The following is a 17,907-nucleotide window of genomic DNA, read 5'->3' on the forward strand; positions in this document are numbered from 1 at the left end:
ATTCGGGCGGTTTTTGTTTACCTAACCTTCGGGCGGCTGATGGCTTGCGATGTCACTGTTTATCCGCGTTGCGGGCAGTGCGGAGTTTGCCAGCGTTACCCCGGGCTGCAGTGAACGCGCTGTATACCCGTCGCTGAAAAACTATCTAGCTTGTCTTGGTGGTCACGCTAACCTTTTGCAACGGCCGAATACCGTCCGCCGCGCAGCGCTGGGCGTGGAGCGGCGCGACCGTTATACTCAGCGACTTTTTTCAACCGCCAGACCTGCCAAGACCATGACTGAGTCCGTGCTCGACTATATGACCCGCCTGGGACAGGCCGCCCGCAGCGCCTCGCGTGTGCTGGCGCGCGCCAGTACCGCGCAGAAGAACCGTGCCCTGCAGGCCGCCGCCGCCGCGCTGGATGCGGCGCGCAGCGATTTGACTGCCGCCAACGAGCTGGACCTTGCCGCCGCGCGCGCGGGTGGCCTGGAACCGGCCATGGTTGACCGTCTGGCGCTGACCCCGGCGGTGATCGACAGCATGATCGAAGGCCTGCGTCAGGTTGCTACCTTGCCGGACCCCATCGGCGAGATCCGCGATATGCGTTACCTGCCGTCGGGTATTCAGGTCGGCAAGATGCGCGTGCCGCTGGGTGTGATCGGCATCATCTATGAGTCGCGGCCGAACGTGACCATCGACGCCGCCAGCCTGTGCCTGAAATCCGGTAACGCCACCATTCTGCGTGGTGGCTCCGAGGCGATTCATTCCAACCAGGCGATTGCTCGTTGCATTCAGCTCGGTCTGGCCGAGGCCGGTTTGCCGGCCAGCGCCGTGCAAGTGGTGGAAACTACGGATCGCGCCGCCGTTGGTGCGTTGATCACCATGCCGGAGTTTGTCGACGTGATAGTGCCGCGTGGTGGCAAGGGCCTGATCGAGCGCATCAGCCGCGACGCCAAGGTGCCTGTGATCAAACACCTGGACGGCGTGTGCCACGTCTACATCGACGTTGCCGCTGATCTCGACAAGGCGATTCGGGTTGCCGATAACGCCAAGACCCAGCGCTACTCGCCGTGCAACGCTATGGAAACCTTGCTGGTGCATAGCGCCGTTGCCGCCAAGGTGTTGCCGCCGCTTACCGCCATTTACCGCGACAAGGGGGTTGAACTGCGTGGCGACGCCGCGACCCGCGCTCTGCTGGGCAGTGACGTGCTGGAAGCCAGCGAAGACGACTGGTTTGCCGAATACAACGCGCCGATCCTGGCGATTCGCATCGTCGACTCGCTTGATGCGGCCATCGAGCACATCAACCATTATGGCTCGCAGCACACCGACGCGATCATCACCGAGAACTTCAGTGATGCGCGGCGTTTCCTCACTGAAGTGGACTCTGCCTCCGTAATGGTCAACGCGTCGACGCGTTTCGCCGATGGTTTTGAATACGGCCTGGGCGCGGAGATCGGTATTTCCACCGACAAGCTGCATGCGCGCGGTCCAGTTGGCCTGGATGGACTGACCAGCGAGAAGTACGTGGTGTTCGGCGACGGGCACATTCGTACCTGATGGGGCGTACCTGATGGCCCGACGCGACGGCGCTCGACGCATCGGCCTGCTTGGCGGCACCTTTAATCCGGTGCATATCGGCCATCTGCGCAGCGCGGTGGAAGTGGCCGATGCGCTGCAGCTGGATGAGTTGCGTCTGATTCCAAGCGCGCGGCCGCCACACCGCAGCGCGCCAGAGGTCAGTGCGCAGGATCGCCTGGCCATGGTCAGGTTGGCGGTAGCCGATGCCGGGGTGTTGCAGGTGGATGATCGCGAGCTGCAGCGCGACAAGCCGTCCTACAGCATTGATACCCTGGAATCGTTGCGCAGTGAGTTGGCAGCGGATGATCAGTTGTTTCTGCTGCTGGGTTGGGATGCCTTTTGCGGTTTACCCAGTTGGCAGCGTTGGGATGAGTTGCTGCAGCACTGCCATATTCTGGTTTTGCAGCGCCCGGATGCCGACAGTGAAGCGCCGGAGGCGCTGCGCAACCTGTTGGCGGCGCGCAGTGTGAATGCCCCGTCGGCCCTGAGTGGGCCGGGTGGGCAAATTGCTTTTATCTGGCAGACACCCCTGGCGGTGTCCGCTACCCAGATCCGTTCGCTATTGGCGAACGGAAAGTCGGCACGTTTTCTGGTGCCTGACGCGGTACTGGCCTATATCCATGCCCACGGACTGTACCGTGGCGCGAATTGAACAAGAGGCAAACGAGTTACTTATGACGAACGCAAAAACAATGCCGAGCGAAGACCTGGTCAAATTGGCCATCAGCGCTCTGGAAGAGATTAAGGCGCAGAACATCACCACTATTGATGTACGCGGCAAGACCAGCATCACCGATTTCATGCTGATCGCCAGCGGTACCTCCAGCCGTCACGTCAAATCGCTGGTCGACAACGTGCTGGAGAAGGTCAAGGAACAGGGCGTGCGCCCGATCGGCACTGAAGGCATGGACACCGGCGAGTGGGCACTGCTCGACCTCGGCGATATCGTGGTTCACGTGATGCTGCCAACTGCCCGCCAGTTCTACGACCTTGAGCGTCTGTGGCAGGGTGCCGAGCAGAGCCGTGCGCAGTTCAGCGCTGAGCCGGGCCCAGAGCAGGAATAAGGACGCGCAGCGGTGCGGATCAAACTGATCGCCGTCGGCTCGCGCATGCCGCGCTGGGTGGAAGAAGGTTGGCAGGAATATGCCAAGCGCATGCCCAGCGAAATGTCCCTGGAGCTGGTGGAAATTCCGCTGACCACGCGCGGCAAGAATGCTGATGTGGCGCGGATGATCCGTCAGGAGGGCGAGGCCATGCTGGCTAAGGTCGCTCCGGGTGAACGGATTGTTACCCTGGAAGTCGAAGGACGACCGTGGAGCACCGAGCAGTTGGCGGTCGAACTCGATAAATGGCGTCTGGATGCGCGCACTGTCAATCTGATGGTCGGCGGCCCGGAAGGGCTTGCGCCTGAGGTGCAGGCGCGCAGTGAGCAGCGCTGGTCGTTGTCGCCGTTGACCTTGCCGCACCCGTTGGTGCGTATTCTGATCGGCGAACAGATGTATCGTGCCTGGACTGTATTGTCCGGCCACCCTTACCACAAGTAACCAGCAGCCACCGATGCCGCAACCAATCCGCCTCAAAGACCACGAGAAAGACGGCCGCCTGATCCGCAAGCGGGCGGTGGTCGGTGCTGTGGTGGTTTTGCTGCTGACCTCGGTGCTTGTGGCGCGCATGTATTACCTGCAGGTGGTGCAGTTCGAACACCACACCACCTTGGCGGAAAACAACCGTATCCACGTGCAGCCGATTCCGCCGAGCCGTGGGCTGATCTATGACCGCAACGGGGTGATCGTCGCCGATAACCGTCCCAGTTTTAGTTTGACCCTGACCCGCGAACGCGCGGGTGACTGGCTGCAGGTGCTCGACGGGATCGTCGACGTGCTGGAGCTGGGCCCGGATGAGCGGGCGTTGTTCGAGCGCCGCGTGCGCCAGGGGCGCCGGCCGTTCGAGCCGGTGCCGGTGCTGTTTGAACTGACGGAAGAGCAGATTGCCCGCGTGGCGATCAATCAGTTCCGTTTGCCAGGGGTGGAAGTCGTCGCGCAGCTGGTACGGCATTACCCGTTGGGTGAGCACTTTGCTCATTCGGTGGGCTATGTCGGGCGGATCAACGAGAAAGAGCTGAAAGAGCTCGATCCGGTGGCTTACAGCGGTACGCACCATATCGGCAAGACCGGTATCGAGCGCTTCTATGAGGATGATCTGCACGGCCAGGTGGGTTACGAGGAAGTCGAAACCAACGCCCGTGGCCGCGTATTACGAGTACTCAAGCGCACCGATCCGACGCCCGGCAAGGACATTGTGCTGAGCCTCGATATTCGCTTGCAGGAGGCTGCCGAAGCCGCCCTGGCAGGCCGGCGTGGCGCTATTGTGGCGATTCAGCCGCAGACCGGTGAAGTGCTGGCGATGGTCAGTCAGCCCAGTTTTGACCCAAACCCATTTGTGACCGGCATCGGTTTTAAGGCCTATGCCGATTTGCGCGACTCTATTGATCGACCGCTTTACAACCGCGTGTTACGTGGCCTCTATCCGCCCGGCTCGACCATCAAGCCAATGGTTGCCGTGTCGGGGCTGGATGCCGGAGTGGTGACGCCGCAGACCCGCGTGCTCGACCCCGGTTTTTACCAGCTGCAGGGCCACAGCCACAAATACCGCAACTGGAACCGCACGGGTGATGGTTGGGTGGATATGGATCTGGCCATCTCCCGTTCCAACGACACTTATTTTTACTCGCTGGCGCACAAGATGGGCATCGACCGCCTGCATGACTACATGAGCCGTTTCGGCCTGGGTCAGCGCGTGTCGCTGGACATGTTTGAAGAAACCGCCGGGCTGATGCCCTCGCGCGAGTGGAAGCGGGCACGTTACCGTCAGGCTTGGTATCCGGGGGAAACGCTGATTCTCGGTATTGGTCAGGGCTACATGCAGACCACGCCATTGCAGCTGGCCCAGGCCGTGACGCTGATGGCGACGCGCGGCAAATGGATTCGTCCGCATTTGGCCAAGACCATTCAGGGGCGCGTCCCCGTAGACCCCAATCCATTACCCGATATCGTGCTGCGTGATCCGAAGTTCTGGGATAACGGGCGGCATGGGATGGAGCAGGTGATGCACGGCCCACGCGGCACCGCGCGCAAGGTAGGTGATGCGGCGCTGTACCGGATGGCGGGCAAGAGCGGCACCGCGCAGGTGGTGGCGATCAAGCAGGGCGAGAAATACGACCGTAGCAAGGTGGCTGAGCGTCATCGCGACCATGCGCTGTTTGTCGCTTTTGCGCCGGCGGATAACCCACAGATTGCCGTGGCGGTGATGGTCGAAAACGGCGAGTCGGGTTCCGGGGTTGCCGCCCCAGTGGTCAAGCAGGTGATCGATGCCTGGCTGCTGGATGAGAATGGCCAGTTGAAGGCCGAATATGCCCCGCCGGCGGCGGCTGAGGTTATCGCGCCATGAGTAATAGTTTCGACCGAAACTTATCCACCGAAGACTTGCTGCGTCGCCGTGCCAGCGTGCTGCAGCGCCTGCACATCGACGGCATTCTGCTGTTGCTGTTGCTGATTCTGGCGACTGGTAGCCTGTTTATTCTGTACTCCGCCAGTGGCAAGAACGTCGACATGCTGATGAAGCAGGCCAGCTCCTTCGGCATTGGCCTGGTCGGCATGTTTATCATTGCCCAGTTCGAGCCGCGGTTTATGGCGCGCTGGATACCCTTGGCCTATGTCGGCGGCGTTGGCTTGCTGGTGGCGGTGGATGTCATGGGGCATAACGCCATGGGCGCCACACGCTGGATCAATATCCCAGGGGTGATTCGCTTTCAGCCCTCGGAGTTTATGAAGATCATCATGCCGGCGACCATTGCCTGGTACCTGTCGAACCGCAGTTTGCCGCCGCGGCTGAAGCATATTTGCATCAGCCTGGCGATGATCATCGTGCCGTTTGTGCTGATTTTGCTGCAGCCCGATTTGGGTACCTCGCTGTTGATCATCGCCTCGGGCGGCTTCGTCTTGTTTATCGCTGGGCTGCAGTGGCGTTGGGTGATCGGTGCGGTAACGGCGGTCGTGCCGATTGCCATCGGTATGTGGTTCTTTGTTATGCGTGATTATCAGAAACAGCGCGTGCTGACTTTCCTCAACCCGGAGAGTGATCCGCTGGGCAGTGGCTGGAACATCATCCAGTCCAAGGCGGCGATTGGTTCGGGCGGGGTACTCGGCAAGGGCTGGTTGCAAGGCACGCAATCGCACCTGGATTTTCTGCCGGAGAGCCACACTGACTTCATCATCGCCGTCCTGGCCGAGGAATTCGGCCTGGTTGGCGTGTGTTTGTTACTGCTGGTGTACATGCTGTTGATCAGTCGCGGCCTGGTGATTACCGTGCAAGCGCAGACGCTGTTCGGTAAGCTTCTCGCCGGCGCGCTGACCATGACCTTCTTCGTTTATGTCTTCGTTAATATCGGTATGGTCAGTGGCCTGCTGCCGGTGGTGGGTGTGCCGCTGCCGTTTATCAGCTATGGCGGCACCTCGTTGATCACCCTGCTGGCGGGGTTTGGAATTTTGATGTCGATCCACACTCATCGTAAGTGGATGACACAGGCTTGATTGGGATTATGAATTCAATGCAAAACGCGCGTGGTTGGATGGTACGTACTGCACCTTGGCTGGCTCTGGTCGGGGTGTGCGGGGTGGTTCAGCCGGCGTCTGCCGGAGACTACCCGCAGTCACCCCAGGTGGCCGAGTTCGTTGCCGAAATGACCCGTGATTATGGCTTTGCTGGTGAGCAACTGGTCGAGCTGTTCGCTCAGGTCGAGCGCAAACAGGCGATTCTGGATGCCATTTCGCGCCCTGCCGAAAAAGCCAAACCGTGGAAGGATTACCGGCCAATCTTTATCAGCGACAAGCGCATCAGCAAAGGTGTCGAGTTCTGGAAGCGGCACGAGGAAACCCTGGCTCGCGCGGAGGCTGAGTACGGCGTGCCGGCTCAGGTGATCGTGGCGATCATTGGGGTGGAAACCTTCTACGGCGGCAATACCGGCAGCTGGCGGGTGATGGATGCGCTGTCGACTCTGGCCTTTGATTACCCAGCGCGTGCGCCATTCTTCCGCAAGGAACTGCGCGAATTCCTCCTGCTGACCCGTGAAGAACAGGTTGCGCCGCTGAGCATGACCGGCTCCTACGCCGGAGCCATGGGCTTGCCGCAGTTTATGCCGAGCAGCTTTCGCGCCTACGCCGTGGATTTCGACGGCGACGGTCATATCAATATCTGGAACAACCCGACCGATGCTATCGGCAGTGTGGCCAGTTATTTCAAGCGCCACCACTGGCAGCCCGGGCAACCGGTGGTCAGCGCCGCCACCATCAAGGGCGCGCAGGCCGAACAAGGCCTGAGCATGGGCCTGGACCCAGAGAAGAATGTCGCTGAGCTGCGTGCGCTGGGCTGGAGCAGTGCCGATCCGCTTGCTGACGACTTACCGGTAACCGCCTTCCGTCTGGAAGGTGCTGCTGGTGCCGAGCACTGGCTGGGCTTGCCTAACTTCTTTGTCATCACCCGCTACAATCGCAGTGTGATGTATGCCATGGCAGTCAATCAGCTGGCTGAGTTGCTGGTGGATGCACGGGGTAAGAACTGATGTCGCGTTTGCCTTTTAAATTGGCTGCCTATGGCAGCTTGGCGCTGCTGCTGGCGAGCTGCTCGTCGACCCGTGCGCCGCAACCGGTTGCGCCAGTGCAGCAGGGTGGCGCGATTTCCGGACCGGGTGATTTCAATCGTCCACACAAAGATGGCGCGCCTTGGTGGGATGTCGACGTGTCGCGGATTCCCGATGCGGTGCCGATGCCGCATTACGGCCCGGTCAAAGCCAGCCCGTATACCGTGTTCGGCAAGCAGTACTACCCGATTCCGGATGCCCGTCGCTATCAGGCTGTTGGCCCCGCATCCTGGTATGGCACCAAGTTTCATGGTCAGGCCACTGCCAACGGTGAAACTTACGATCTGTATGGCATGACGGCTGCTCACAAGACTCTGCCGCTGCCCAGCTATGTGCGCGTGACCAACCTGGACAACGGCAAGAGTGCCATTGTGCGGGTCAACGACCGCGGCCCGTTCTATTCCGATCGGATTATCGACCTGTCCTTCGCAGCGGCGAAGAAGCTTGGTTATGCCGAAAACGGTACTGCGCGGGTCAAGGTTGAAGGCATCGACCCGCACGAGTGGTGGGCTCAGCAGGGCCGTCCAGTGCCAATGGTATTGGCTGCGCCGCAGCAAGTTGCTCAGGCTCAGCCAGTTGCGCAGCCTATGGCGCAAGCGGTGGAACAGTATTCGCCGCCACCGCAGCAGCATGCTGCCGCGGTGCTCCCCGTGCAGATTGACGCAAAAAAAAACGCTTTAGCCGGAGCCTCTGGCCTGTATCTCCAAGTGGGCGCCTTCGCCAATCCGGACGCTGCGGAACTCCTCAGATCGAAGCTGAGCGAGACGGTGGCTGCGCCAGTGTTCGTCAGCTCAGTGGTGCGCAACCAGCAGATATTGCACCGCGTGCGTCTGGGACCTTTGAGCAGCCAGAGCGAGGCTGAGCAGCTGCAGAGCAGCGTGCGCCTGGCCAATCTTGGTGAGCCAACCCTGGTCAAGGCAGACTGACAGGGCACTTCTGGTTCTTCTGCAGGACTAAACAAACAACTCCGGCCAGCCACGGTTGGCCGGAGGGATTAGCAACTTATGCCCACTGGGCCTGTTCGACCATCAGCAATCTAGAGAGACGGATGAATATCACCAGCTTTGCGCAACGCGTTTTCCTGTCACTTTCCCTGCTTAGCGCCCCGGCTGTCTGGGCCAATGAACAAGTAATTCCTTCTGCGCCGCAGTTGGCTGCCAAATCCTATGTGCTGTTGGATGCCGCCAGCGGTAAGGTGCTGGTGGAGAACAACGGTGACCAGCGCCTGCCGCCGGCCAGCCTGACTAAACTGATGACCGCCTACATCGCCACCTTGGAAATTCGCAAGGGCAAGATTGGCACGCAGGATATGGTGCCGGTCAGCGAACACGCCTGGCGTACCGGTGGCGCTGCCTCCGGCGGTTCGACCATGTTCCTGCCGCTGAACAGCCAGGCTAGTGTCGATGACCTGCTGCACGGTGTGATCATTCAGTCCGGCAATGACGCCAGTATCGCCCTGGCCGAGTACATCGCTGGCAGCGAAGATGCCTTCGCCGACATGATGAACGAAACTGCTGCGCGTCTGGGTATGAGCAACAGCCACTTTATGAATGCCACAGGTCTGCCGCACGCGGAGCACTACTCGAGTGCCCATGATATGGCCATCCTGGCTCGCGCCATCATCAATGAAGACCAGGAACACTACGCGATTTACGCGCAGAAAGAGTTTCTCTGGAACAACATCAAGCAGGGCAATCGCAACCTGCTGTTGTGGCGTGACAAGACCGTTGATGGCTTGAAAACCGGTCACACCGCCGAGGCGGGTTACTGCTTGGTGGCTTCTGCTGTACGTGATGGCGCGCGGATGATCACCTCGGTATTCGGTACCGTCAGCGAGTCGGCCCGTGCTGCCGAAACCCAGAAGCTGCTGACCTATGGCTTCCGCTTCTTCGAAACCCGCACCTTCTACAAAAAAGGCCAGGAACTGGCTCAGGCTCAGGTGTGGAAAGGCACTGTGCGTCAGGTCAAAGCCGGCCTTGGCGCTGATCTGAGCTTGACCCTGCCGAAGGGCCAGCTGGAAAAACTGCAAGCAGGCATGATCCTCAACCCGCAGCTCACCGCCCCAATTGCTCAGGGTGATGTGATCGGCAAGGTTGAGGTGAAACTGGGTGAAGAAGTGGTGCACAGCGCCGATCTGATTGCCCTTGAGGCTGTTGAAGAAGGTAGTTTCTTCCGCCGCCTGTGGGATAGCATCAGCCTGTTCTTCTTCGGATTATTCAACTGATAGCGTGACCAGCGCGCCTCTGCTGACCCGCAGGGGCGTTGTTGTTGCCACGGCTTACGAGGCCGTTACTGCCATGACTCAACCAGACGTCAAATCGCACAAAATCGAATTTCCCTGCGCTGACTACCCGATCAAGGTGGTTGGCGACAGTGGTGCCGACTACAAGAGCACGGTGGTCGAGATCCTTAGCCAGCATGCCAAGGTCGATCTCAGCACCCTGGCCGAGCGCCAGAGCAGCAACGGCAAGTACACCACCGTGCAGCTGCATATCGAAGCCACCAGCGAAGATCAGCTACGCGATATCAATAGCGCCCTGCGCGCGACCGGTATCGTGCACATGGTGCTCTGATGAGCTTGCCGCTCGGCTTTCGTGAGCTGGGCCAGGTCGACTATCAGCCTACCTGGCATGCGATGCAGCGCTTTACCGAAACGCGCGATATGGAGACGCCAGACGAAATTTGGCTGCTTGAGCACTCTCCGGTATTTACCCAGGGCCAGGCCGGCAAAGCCGAGCATGTGCTGTTTCCGGGTGATATTCCGGTGGTGCAGGTCGATCGTGGCGGCCAGGTCACCTATCACGGCCCCGGCCAGCTGGTGGCTTACCTGCTGCTTGACGTGCGCCGCAGTGGTATCGGTGTACGTGAGCTAGTCAGCCGGATTGAGCGCAGCCTGATCGATTTGCTTGCCAGCTATGGTGTCAGCGCCAATGCAAAGCCGGATGCCCCGGGTGTGTATGTGAATGGCGCGAAGATCGCCTCGCTAGGCCTGCGTATCCGCAATGGTCGCAGCTTCCATGGCCTGGCGCTGAATGTGGATATGGATCTGCAGCCGTTCCAGCGCATTAACCCCTGTGGTTATGCCGGCATGGCCATGACCCAGTTAGCCGATCAGGTGACGGGGCCGATAGCGCTGTCCGAGGTCAGCGCGCGGTTGCGTGAGCAGCTGGTCAAGCACCTCGACTACGCGCAGCAGCAGACCCTGACTGGCGCAATAGACTGCTAGAACGGGGCAAAAAACAAACGCCTGGCCCCAGGCAAAGCCCAGGGGCAGGCGTTGTGTGGCTCAATCAGTTTAGATTGAGGGCAGGAATCAGGCTGTTATCTAGTTGTTGGCCCGGCACGGGCACCGGAGCGGCCAGGCCCAGGTTGTTCTTCTCGAACACCTTGTCGGCGCGGTAGCTGGAGCGTACCAGCGGGCCGGCGGCGACTTCCATAAAGCCCTTCTGCAGACCAATTTCACGGAAACGATTGAACTCTTCCGGGGTGACCCAGCGCTTGACTGTCAGGTGGTTGCGGGTTGGCTGCAGGTATTGGCCGAGGGTGAGGATATCGACGCCAATGGCGCGCAGGTCATCCATGGTCTGGATAATCTCTTCGTCGGTCTCGCCCAGGCCGAGCATCAGGCTGGTTTTGGTCAGTACGTCCGGATGATGGCGCTTGGCGTGTTCCAGTGTGCATAGGGTCTTCTCGTAGCCGGCACGCGGGTCGCGCACTTCATGGGTCAGGCGTTTGACCGTCTCGACGTTCTGCGCGAACACCTCAAGGCCGGAATCCACCACGCGCTCGATGGCCTGCAGGTCGCCATCGAAGTCCGGAGTCAGGGCCTCGACCACTACGTGCGGTGTGTTTTCCTTGATCGCCCGTACACAGGCTGCATAGTGGCTGGCGCCGCCGTCATCCAGGTCGTCGCGATCCACAGAGGTCAGCACGATATAGCGCAGCGCCATCAACTCCACCGACTTGGCGGTGTTCTGCGGCTCTTCCAGGTCCAGCCAGCCGTTCGGGTTGCCGGTATCTACCGCGCAGAAGCGGCAGGCGCGGGTGCATACCGAACCCATCAGCATGATGGTGGCAGTGCCGTTGGACCAGCATTCACCCATGTTCGGGCAGTGGGACTCCTGGCATACAGTGCTCAGGCGGTGTTCGCTGACGTTGCGCTTGACCGCCTCAAAGCGGCTACCGCCAGGCGCCTTGACTCGTAGCCACTTGGGTTTTGGCTCGAACACCTGAGGCTCACTGGAGGCGCGGCGCTTTTGCCCGTCCTTGATCGCGGTGATGCCTTGGGTGGTACGGAATTTTTCGCCACTGGCGACGGTTTTAGGCGGGGAGGTATCGGACATCGGCAATCTGGGCTCCGCTAGAGGCTCCGTGGACGAGGCGGCTTGTGGCCGCCGCGCAGCTTATCACAGAAGCTGACTGTTCAGTCCGGCGGGCGCCGTGCGGTTCTGGCGTCCACAGAGGAGGGCCGGCGCGCAGCGTTGGTGCGCTGCGCGATTACTTATCTGAGTTGTTGCAGCAGCTCATAGCTGGGGTAGCCATCGGCAGGCTGCCCCCGGGATTGCTGAAAGGCACGTACGGCCTTGCGCGTGTTGGCACCGATGATGCCGTCCGCCGGGCCTGGCTCGTAGCCTTTGCTGGCCAGCAACTCTTGCAGCTCGATGCGCTCGCTGCGTCCCAGTTGGCGGTCGTTGCGCGGCCAGGCGGCTTGCACCCCTGAGTTACCGTCCAGCGCATCACTCAGCAGGCCGATAGCCAGGGCGTAAGCGGTGGAGTTGTTGTACTTGAGGATGCTGCGGAAGTTGTTCAGCAGCAGAAAGGCTGGGCCACGATGGCCGGCAGGTAGAAACAGTGTGGCCTGGCTTTGCTCATTGGCATCAATGTCTCTGACCGGATTGATACCGAGAATGCGCCACTGCGCCAAGCTGCGGCGCACTTCTGGGTCTGCCAGGGCGTAATCGAAGCCCTGCGGCAGGCTCACTTCAAAGCCCCATGGTTGGCCGTTTTCCCAACCTGACGTGTGCAGGTAATGCGCGGCAGAAGCGAGTGCGTCGGGGGTTGACGTCCACAGGTCGCGGCGGCCATCACCATCAAAGTCGACGGCGTGCTGATTGAATGTGGTCGGCATAAATTGGGTTTGCCCCATAGCGCCGGCCCACGAACCGATCAGCCCCTGCGCGGGGGCATCTCCGGCTTGCAGGATCTGCAGCGCGGCCAGCAACTGGCTGCGCCAGAACACCTGGCGGCGGCCATCGTAGGCCAGGGTGGCAAGGGAACGGATGACGTTATGGCTGCCGATATTGCTGCCGTAATTGCTTTCCATGCCCCAGATCGCGATCAGCACTTCATGGTCCACGGCATAGGCGCTGCGGATAGCCTTCAGGGTTGGCCGATGCTGCGCCTTGAGCAGGCGGCCCTGGGCGATACGCGAGACGGAAACAGCGCCGTCGATGTAGTCCCACACCGGGCGAGTGAACTCCGGCTGGCTGTTGTCGGAGATGACGACCCTGGGGTCCAGCGTGATGCCGGCGAATGTGCGGTCGAACAGTTCGGCGTCGATACCGGCGGCGATGGCATCGCTACGCAGCAGCATGCGCCATTCATCGAAGCTGAGTAACGGGGCTGGGCTGCTGGCAATACTGACGGTTGGACTGGCAGGTGCTGTGATGGTCGTGACTGGCGCGGCTGCAAGCGGCTGGGCCGGCGTTTCGGCGCAGGCAGTCAGAAGCAACAGTAAGCAGGCGGTAGCGCTATGGGACAGGCCCCGAAGAAGCAGGTAAGGCATGGTGGTCTCGGCACATTTTGCAGGCCGTAACCTTAGCATGATTGAGGCGGTATGCGGGCTGTGGCGGGCTTTTCAGGCGGCCAGAACGGATGAAGCCTCCCAGTTTTGCTGGGAGGCTTCGCGGCGGTAGCTACCTTTGCCCTTGCTGGGCGTTTCCTGACGTGAGCGAAACAGTGGCTGGGCTATCAGGGATTTGGCCTTGTTGGGGCCGTGTTTGGCTTTCTTCGCCATGACGTTTCCTCGGCAAAAGACCTGCACGTCGCAGGCGGGCGAAGCATGATCCGCGCTCGGTAAAAAGTCCAGAGCCTGGGTGGTTACAGGCCGTTGAGAAACGTTGGCGAGGCAGCTAGCGCAAGGAAAAACAGGCGAGGAAGCGGAATGTACGAGTTGTACATGCGCATTCCGAGCCTGTTTCTAACGCCGCGATGGCAACGCAGGTGGTTTTTCAACTGCCTGCTAGCGGATTAGGCCTAGGCGTTGGCCGCAGATGCTCAGGGTCAGCAGGCTCAGGCCGCTCCAGGGATCTCCGCTCGCCTGGCCTTTGATTTGCGCGTCGATCTGCTGGGCATCCTGCAGCAGTGCGGCCCAGCGGGCGGCGGAGAGGCGTTGCAGGGCTTTGCTGACCAGCGGGCGGCGCTTGTCCCAGACCGGTGGGCGGGCGGAGCTGAAGGCTTTTTCCAGAGGTGTGCCCTGGCTGTATTGTTGGGCGATGGTGGCCAGTAGGCGGACTTCCCGGGCCAGGGCCCAGAGAATCACCGGCGGTTCAACGCCTTCACCGCGCAGCCCTTCGAGCATGCGCAGGGCGTGGGCGGCTTCGCCATTGAGGGCGGCATCGATCAGGCCGAACACATCAAAGCGTGCGCTGTCAGCGACCGAGGCATGCACGGTATCGACGTCGATCTGCGTGCCTTCGGCAAGCAGTTTGAGTTTTTCAATTTCCTGGGCGGCGGCGAGCAGGTTGCCTTCGACGCGCACGGCAATCATGTCCACCGCTTCGGCGCTGGCGCTGAGGCCAGACTGTGCGAGGCGCTGGCGAATCCACTGCGGCAGCTGGTTGGCATCGACCGGCCAAATCTGCACGAACTGCGTCTGCGCGCCCTCGATCAGCGCCTTGCCCCATTTGGTTTTCTGCGCGCTGCCATCGAGTTTTGGCAGGCTGATCAGCAGTACCGTGTCTTCGGCGGGGCGGGCGAGGTATTCGAGCAGCGCTACAGCGCCCTTGTCGCCGGGTTTGCCATTTGGCAGGCGTAGTTCCAGCAGGCGTTTGTCGGCAAACAGCGACAGGCTGGCACCGGCTTGCAGCAGGTTGCCCCAGTCGAAGTTGTTGTCGGCGTTGAACACCTGGCGTTCGCTGAAGCCCTGCTGGCGGGTTGCGGCGCGAATGGCGTCGGTGGCTTCCTGGCAGAGCAGCGGCTCATCGCCACTGACCACATACACCGGGCTCAGGTTGCCCTGCAGGTGTTTGCCGAGTTGTGCGGAATTAAGCTTCATGGCGGCGCAGAGCCGGGCCGCTTGCGCGGCCCGGCGAGCTTACTGGGCGGGAATCGGCAGCTCGATCGGCGACTGCTGCGGTTGCGCAGCCTGTTGCTGGCGAGCGGCTTCCAGTGCGTCGGCTTCGGCTTGGGCCTTGGCTTCTGCGGTTTGCTGCAGTTGGTCCAGTTGCGCAGGGCTGATCTGCTGCAGGCGTTGGATCAGTTGCTGGATCATTTCGCGGTTCATTTCCTGACGGATCTGCGCGGCTTCCTGGTCACCACCAATCAGGTTGTTACTGTCCTGGGTGTAGAAACTCTGGGCTTCTATTTTGTCGCTGATCAACAGCAGGTCTTTGCTGCCACGGATCTCATATTCCAGAGTCTTGGTCAGTTCGTACTCGGCAGTACGGGCCGAGCTGGTAAAGCTGGCAGCACGGCGGTTTTCTTGTTCGTTGCTCAATACCAGACGGTACTGCGCACCTGGGTAGACCTTGACGTCGTTGTTCTGCAACACGTCGCGCACTTCGTTGACGGTTTCGCCATAGGCGTTGCGCGCGCTGAGATCCAGTTCCTTGAGGGCGAACTGTACGTCACCGGTGCCGCGCAGCTGGAAGCCGCAAGCGCTGAGCAGGGTAGCCAGGCCAATTACCAACAGATTCCGTTTGATCATCTTTTATCCCCTTGGCGTGTCTTGCGGCGCGCCGTGTGCGGTCGCGCCGAGCTTAATCAGTTGGCGGCTAGTCAGTTGGCCACAATGTTGACCAGTTTGCCTGGCACCACGATGACCTTACGAATGCTCAGGCCTTCGGTAAAGCGCAGCACGTTCTCGTTGCTGCGGGCGCTGGCTTCGACATCTTCGCGGCTGGCGCTGGCCGGCACTTCAATCTGCCCGCGCAGCTTGCCGTTGACCTGGATCACCAGCGTCAGGCTGTCCTGTACCAGGGCAGATTCATCTACCTGCGGCCAGGATGCATCGATGATCGATTCGTCATGGCCCAGTTCCTGCCACAGCTGATGGCTGATGTGCGGTGTGATCGGTGCCAGCAGCAGGGCCACGGCCTCCATGCCTTCTTGCAGCAGGGCACGGTCCTGAGCTGTTGTTTGTGCCGCTTTCTCCAGCACGTTCATCAGCGTCATCACCTGGGCGATAGCGGTGTTGAATTTGTGGTGCTGGCCAATATCGAAGCTCGACTGTTTGATCGCCAGATGAATGGCTCGGCGCACAGCTTTCTGCTCGTCATCCAGGCTGGCCAGATCGAGTGCGCCGGCGATGCCCTGGTTGACGTGGTTCTGCGCCAGGCGCCAGACGCGACGCAGGAAGCGATTGGCGCCTTCAACACCGGCGTCAGACCATTCGCAGCTCATGTCAGGCGGCGAGGCGAACATCATAAACAGGCGGCAGGTGTCGGCGCCGAACTGATCGATCATCGACTGGGGGTCGACACCGTTGTTCTTCGACTTGGACATCTTCTCGGTGCCGCCGATTTCCACCGGTAAACCATCGCTTTTAAGCTTGGCGCTGATGACCTTGGCTTTGCTGTCACGCTCCAGCTCGACATCGGCTGGGTTGAACCAGTCTTTGCCGCCGTTATCCAGGGTGCGGTAGTAGGTGTCCGCCACCACCATGCCCTGGGTCAGCAGGTTCTTGAATGGCTCATTGGAGCTTACAAGACCTTCGTCACGCATCAGCTTGTGGAAGAAGCGCGCATACAGCAGGTGCAAAATCGCGTGTTCGATACCTCCGATGTACTGGTCCACCGGCAGCCAGTGGTTGGCTGCAGCAGGGTCGACCATGCCACCGGTGTAATGCGGCGAGGCGTAACGCGCGTAATACCAGGACGACTCGACAAAGGTGTCCATGGTGTCGGTTTCGCGCTTGGCCGGTGCGCCGCATTTCGGGCAGCTGCACTCGTAGAATTCTGGCATGCGCGCCAATGGGCTGCCGGCGCCATCGGGCACTACGTCTTCTGGCAGCACAACCGGCAGCTGGTCTTCCGGCACCGGTACGTCGCCACAGTTGTCGCAATGAATGATTGGGATCGGGCAGCCCCAGTAACGCTGACGGCTGATGCCCCAGTCGCGCAGGCGGAACTGGGTCTTGCGCGCGCCATGCTCATTGGCTTCCAGGTCAGCAACGATAGCGTCGAAGGCTGCGCTGAAGTCGAGATTGTCGTACTTGCCCGAGTTGATCGTGGTCAGCCCGGTTTTGTCGCCATACCAGTCTTGCCATTGGCTGGCGTCGTAATCCTTGCCTTCGCCGGTATAGACCTGAGTGATGGGTAGGCCATATTTAGTGGCGAATTCGAAATCGCGCTCATCGTGCGCTGGTACAGCCATGACCGCGCCTTCGCCGTAGCCCCATAGCACGTAGTTGGCGACGAACACTGGCAGCTTGTCGCCGCTCAGTGGGTGAATCACGAACTGGCCGGTGGCTGCGCCTTTCTTTTCCATGGTGGCCATATCGGCCTCGGCCACAGAGCCGGCTTTGCATTCGGCGATAAAGGCGGCGATGGCTGGGTTGCTTTCGGCAGCGCGCTGCGACAGCGGGTGCTCGGCGGCAACGGCGACATAAGTCGCGCCCATCAGGGTGTCGGGGCGGGTGGTGTAGACCTTGAGCTGGCCGTCGATACCGACGCTGGCTCGGTCGTAATCAAACGCTACATCGGCGCCAAAGCTCTTGCCGATCCAGTTGCGCTGCATGGTCTTGACCTGTTCCGGCCAGCCATCCAATTCGTCCAGGCTACTCAGCAGCTCTTCCGCGTAAGCGGTGATCTTGAAGTAGTACATGGGGATTTCGCGCTTTTCGATCAGCGCGCCGGAGCGCCAGCCGCGGCCGTCGATAACCTGCTCGTTGGCCAGTACGGTCTGATCCACCGGGTCCCAGTTGACGCTGCCGTTTTTACGGTAAATCACGCCTTTTTCAAACAGGCGGGTGAACAGCCACTGTTCCCAACGGTAGTAATCCGGCTTACAGGTGGTGACTTCGCGGGTCCAGTCCACAGCCAGACCCAGCGACTTGAGCTGGGTCTTCATGTATTCGATGTTTTCGTAGGTCCACTTGGCCGGTGCGACCTTGTTCTTCATCGCGGCGTTTTCCGCCGGCATGCCGAAAGCGTCCCAGCCCATTGGCTGCAGTACATTCTTGCCCTGCATGCGCTGGTAGCGGGTGATCACGTCACCGATGGTGTAGTTGCGCACATGGCCCATGTGCAGCTTGCCGCTCGGGTAGGGGAACATCGACAGGCAGTAGAAGGTCTCCTTGCCCGGCTGTTCGCTCACTACAAAGGATTTCTGCGCGTCCCAATGGGACTGCGCGGCGGCTTCGATTTCACGGGGCGAGTACTGTTCTTGCATGGTTACCGGCGCTGGGAATAAGGGCTTGCGGAAAACGCCG

At 60.6% G+C, this 17,907-nt stretch carries 17 protein-coding genes; 11 read left to right on the forward strand and 6 right to left on the reverse strand.

The window, feature by feature from the left end; all coding sequences use genetic code 11:
* Positions 1-274 precede the first annotated feature (274 nt).
* The 11 genes from ACIGEK_RS18595 to lipB all read left to right on the forward strand — a co-directional run bounded on the left by ACIGEK_RS18595 (position 275) and on the right by lipB (position 10,482).
* Complete coding sequence (locus ACIGEK_RS18595; RefSeq protein ID WP_397494738.1) at positions 275-1,540, forward strand: glutamate-5-semialdehyde dehydrogenase; 1,266 nt, start codon at positions 275-277, stop codon at positions 1,538-1,540.
* 13 nt (positions 1,541-1,553) lie between these two features.
* Positions 1,554-2,213 carry a nicotinate-nucleotide adenylyltransferase gene (gene nadD, locus ACIGEK_RS18600; RefSeq protein WP_397494739.1) on the forward strand — a complete coding sequence of 220 codons (660 nt, stop codon included), beginning with the start codon at positions 1,554-1,556 and terminating at the stop codon, positions 2,211-2,213.
* A gap of 40 nt (positions 2,214-2,253) precedes the next feature.
* On the forward strand, positions 2,254-2,625 hold the full coding sequence (gene rsfS / locus ACIGEK_RS18605) for a ribosome silencing factor (RefSeq protein ID WP_397494896.1): 372 nt from the start codon (positions 2,254-2,256) through the stop codon (positions 2,623-2,625).
* A 12-nt stretch (positions 2,626-2,637) separates the two neighbouring features.
* Positions 2,638-3,105, forward strand: coding sequence for a 23S rRNA (pseudouridine(1915)-N(3))-methyltransferase RlmH (rlmH, locus tag ACIGEK_RS18610; RefSeq protein ID WP_397494740.1), 468 nt, complete (start codon positions 2,638-2,640; stop codon positions 3,103-3,105).
* A gap of 13 nt (positions 3,106-3,118) precedes the next feature.
* On the forward strand, positions 3,119-5,008 hold the full coding sequence (mrdA, locus tag ACIGEK_RS18615) for a penicillin-binding protein 2 (protein WP_397494741.1): 1,890 nt from the start codon (positions 3,119-3,121) through the stop codon (positions 5,006-5,008).
* A 38-nt stretch (positions 5,009-5,046) separates the two neighbouring features.
* Positions 5,047-6,150 carry a rod shape-determining protein RodA gene (gene rodA, locus ACIGEK_RS18620; protein ID WP_397494897.1) on the forward strand — a complete coding sequence of 368 codons (1,104 nt, stop codon included), beginning with the start codon at positions 5,047-5,049 and terminating at the stop codon, positions 6,148-6,150.
* A gap of 17 nt (positions 6,151-6,167) precedes the next feature.
* The gene (gene mltB / locus ACIGEK_RS18625; protein ID WP_397494898.1) at positions 6,168-7,178 is read left to right on the forward strand and encodes a lytic murein transglycosylase B; all 1,011 of its coding nucleotides are present in this window, start codon (positions 6,168-6,170) and stop codon (positions 7,176-7,178) included.
* Positions 7,178-8,182, forward strand: a complete 1,005-nt coding sequence (locus ACIGEK_RS18630) for a septal ring lytic transglycosylase RlpA family protein (RefSeq protein WP_397494742.1) — start codon at positions 7,178-7,180, stop codon at positions 8,180-8,182. The genes mltB and ACIGEK_RS18630 overlap by 1 nt, the downstream gene beginning before the upstream one ends.
* Before the next feature lie 122 nt (positions 8,183-8,304).
* Complete coding sequence (locus ACIGEK_RS18635; protein ID WP_397494743.1) at positions 8,305-9,480, forward strand: D-alanyl-D-alanine carboxypeptidase family protein; 1,176 nt, start codon at positions 8,305-8,307, stop codon at positions 9,478-9,480.
* Positions 9,481-9,553: 73 nt separating this feature from the next.
* Positions 9,554-9,829 (forward strand): DUF493 domain-containing protein, encoded by a 276-nt coding sequence (locus ACIGEK_RS18640; RefSeq protein WP_397494744.1) that lies wholly within the window; start codon positions 9,554-9,556, stop codon positions 9,827-9,829.
* A complete protein-coding gene (lipB, locus tag ACIGEK_RS18645; RefSeq protein WP_397494745.1) occupies positions 9,829-10,482 on the forward strand; it encodes a lipoyl(octanoyl) transferase LipB in 654 nt (217 codons plus the stop codon). The genes ACIGEK_RS18640 and lipB overlap by 1 nt, the downstream gene beginning before the upstream one ends.
* Positions 10,483-10,546: 64 nt before the next feature.
* Here lipB and lipA read toward each other — a convergent pair whose 3' ends face one another.
* From lipA to leuS, 6 genes are all read right to left on the reverse strand, one after another.
* Positions 10,547-11,599: a lipoyl synthase gene (gene lipA, locus ACIGEK_RS18650; RefSeq protein WP_397494746.1), complete on the reverse strand. Its 1,053-nt coding sequence runs from the start codon at positions 11,597-11,599 to the stop codon at positions 10,547-10,549.
* Positions 11,600-11,757: 158 nt separating this feature from the next.
* Entirely contained in the window at positions 11,758-13,041 is a 1,284-nt protein-coding gene (locus ACIGEK_RS18655) for a lytic murein transglycosylase (RefSeq protein WP_397494747.1), read from the reverse strand.
* Positions 13,042-13,113: 72 nt separating this feature from the next.
* Positions 13,114-13,272 (reverse strand): alternative ribosome rescue factor ArfA, encoded by a 159-nt coding sequence (gene arfA / locus ACIGEK_RS18660; protein WP_397494748.1) that lies wholly within the window; start codon positions 13,270-13,272, stop codon positions 13,114-13,116.
* Between the two features lie 225 nt (positions 13,273-13,497).
* Positions 13,498-14,532, reverse strand: a complete 1,035-nt coding sequence (holA, locus tag ACIGEK_RS18665) for a DNA polymerase III subunit delta (protein WP_397494749.1) — start codon at positions 14,530-14,532, stop codon at positions 13,498-13,500.
* Between the two features lie 39 nt (positions 14,533-14,571).
* Entirely contained in the window at positions 14,572-15,183 is a 612-nt protein-coding gene (gene lptE / locus ACIGEK_RS18670; protein ID WP_397494750.1) for an LPS assembly lipoprotein LptE, read from the reverse strand.
* Positions 15,184-15,254: 71 nt separating this feature from the next.
* Positions 15,255-17,867, reverse strand: a complete 2,613-nt coding sequence (gene leuS / locus ACIGEK_RS18675) for a leucine--tRNA ligase (protein ID WP_397494751.1) — start codon at positions 17,865-17,867, stop codon at positions 15,255-15,257.
* Positions 17,868-17,907 lie beyond the last annotated feature (40 nt).

The sequence above is a fragment of the Pseudomonas sp. NPDC079086 genome (genome assembly GCF_044542155.1).
Lineage (GTDB): Bacteria > Pseudomonadota > Gammaproteobacteria > Pseudomonadales > Pseudomonadaceae > Aquipseudomonas.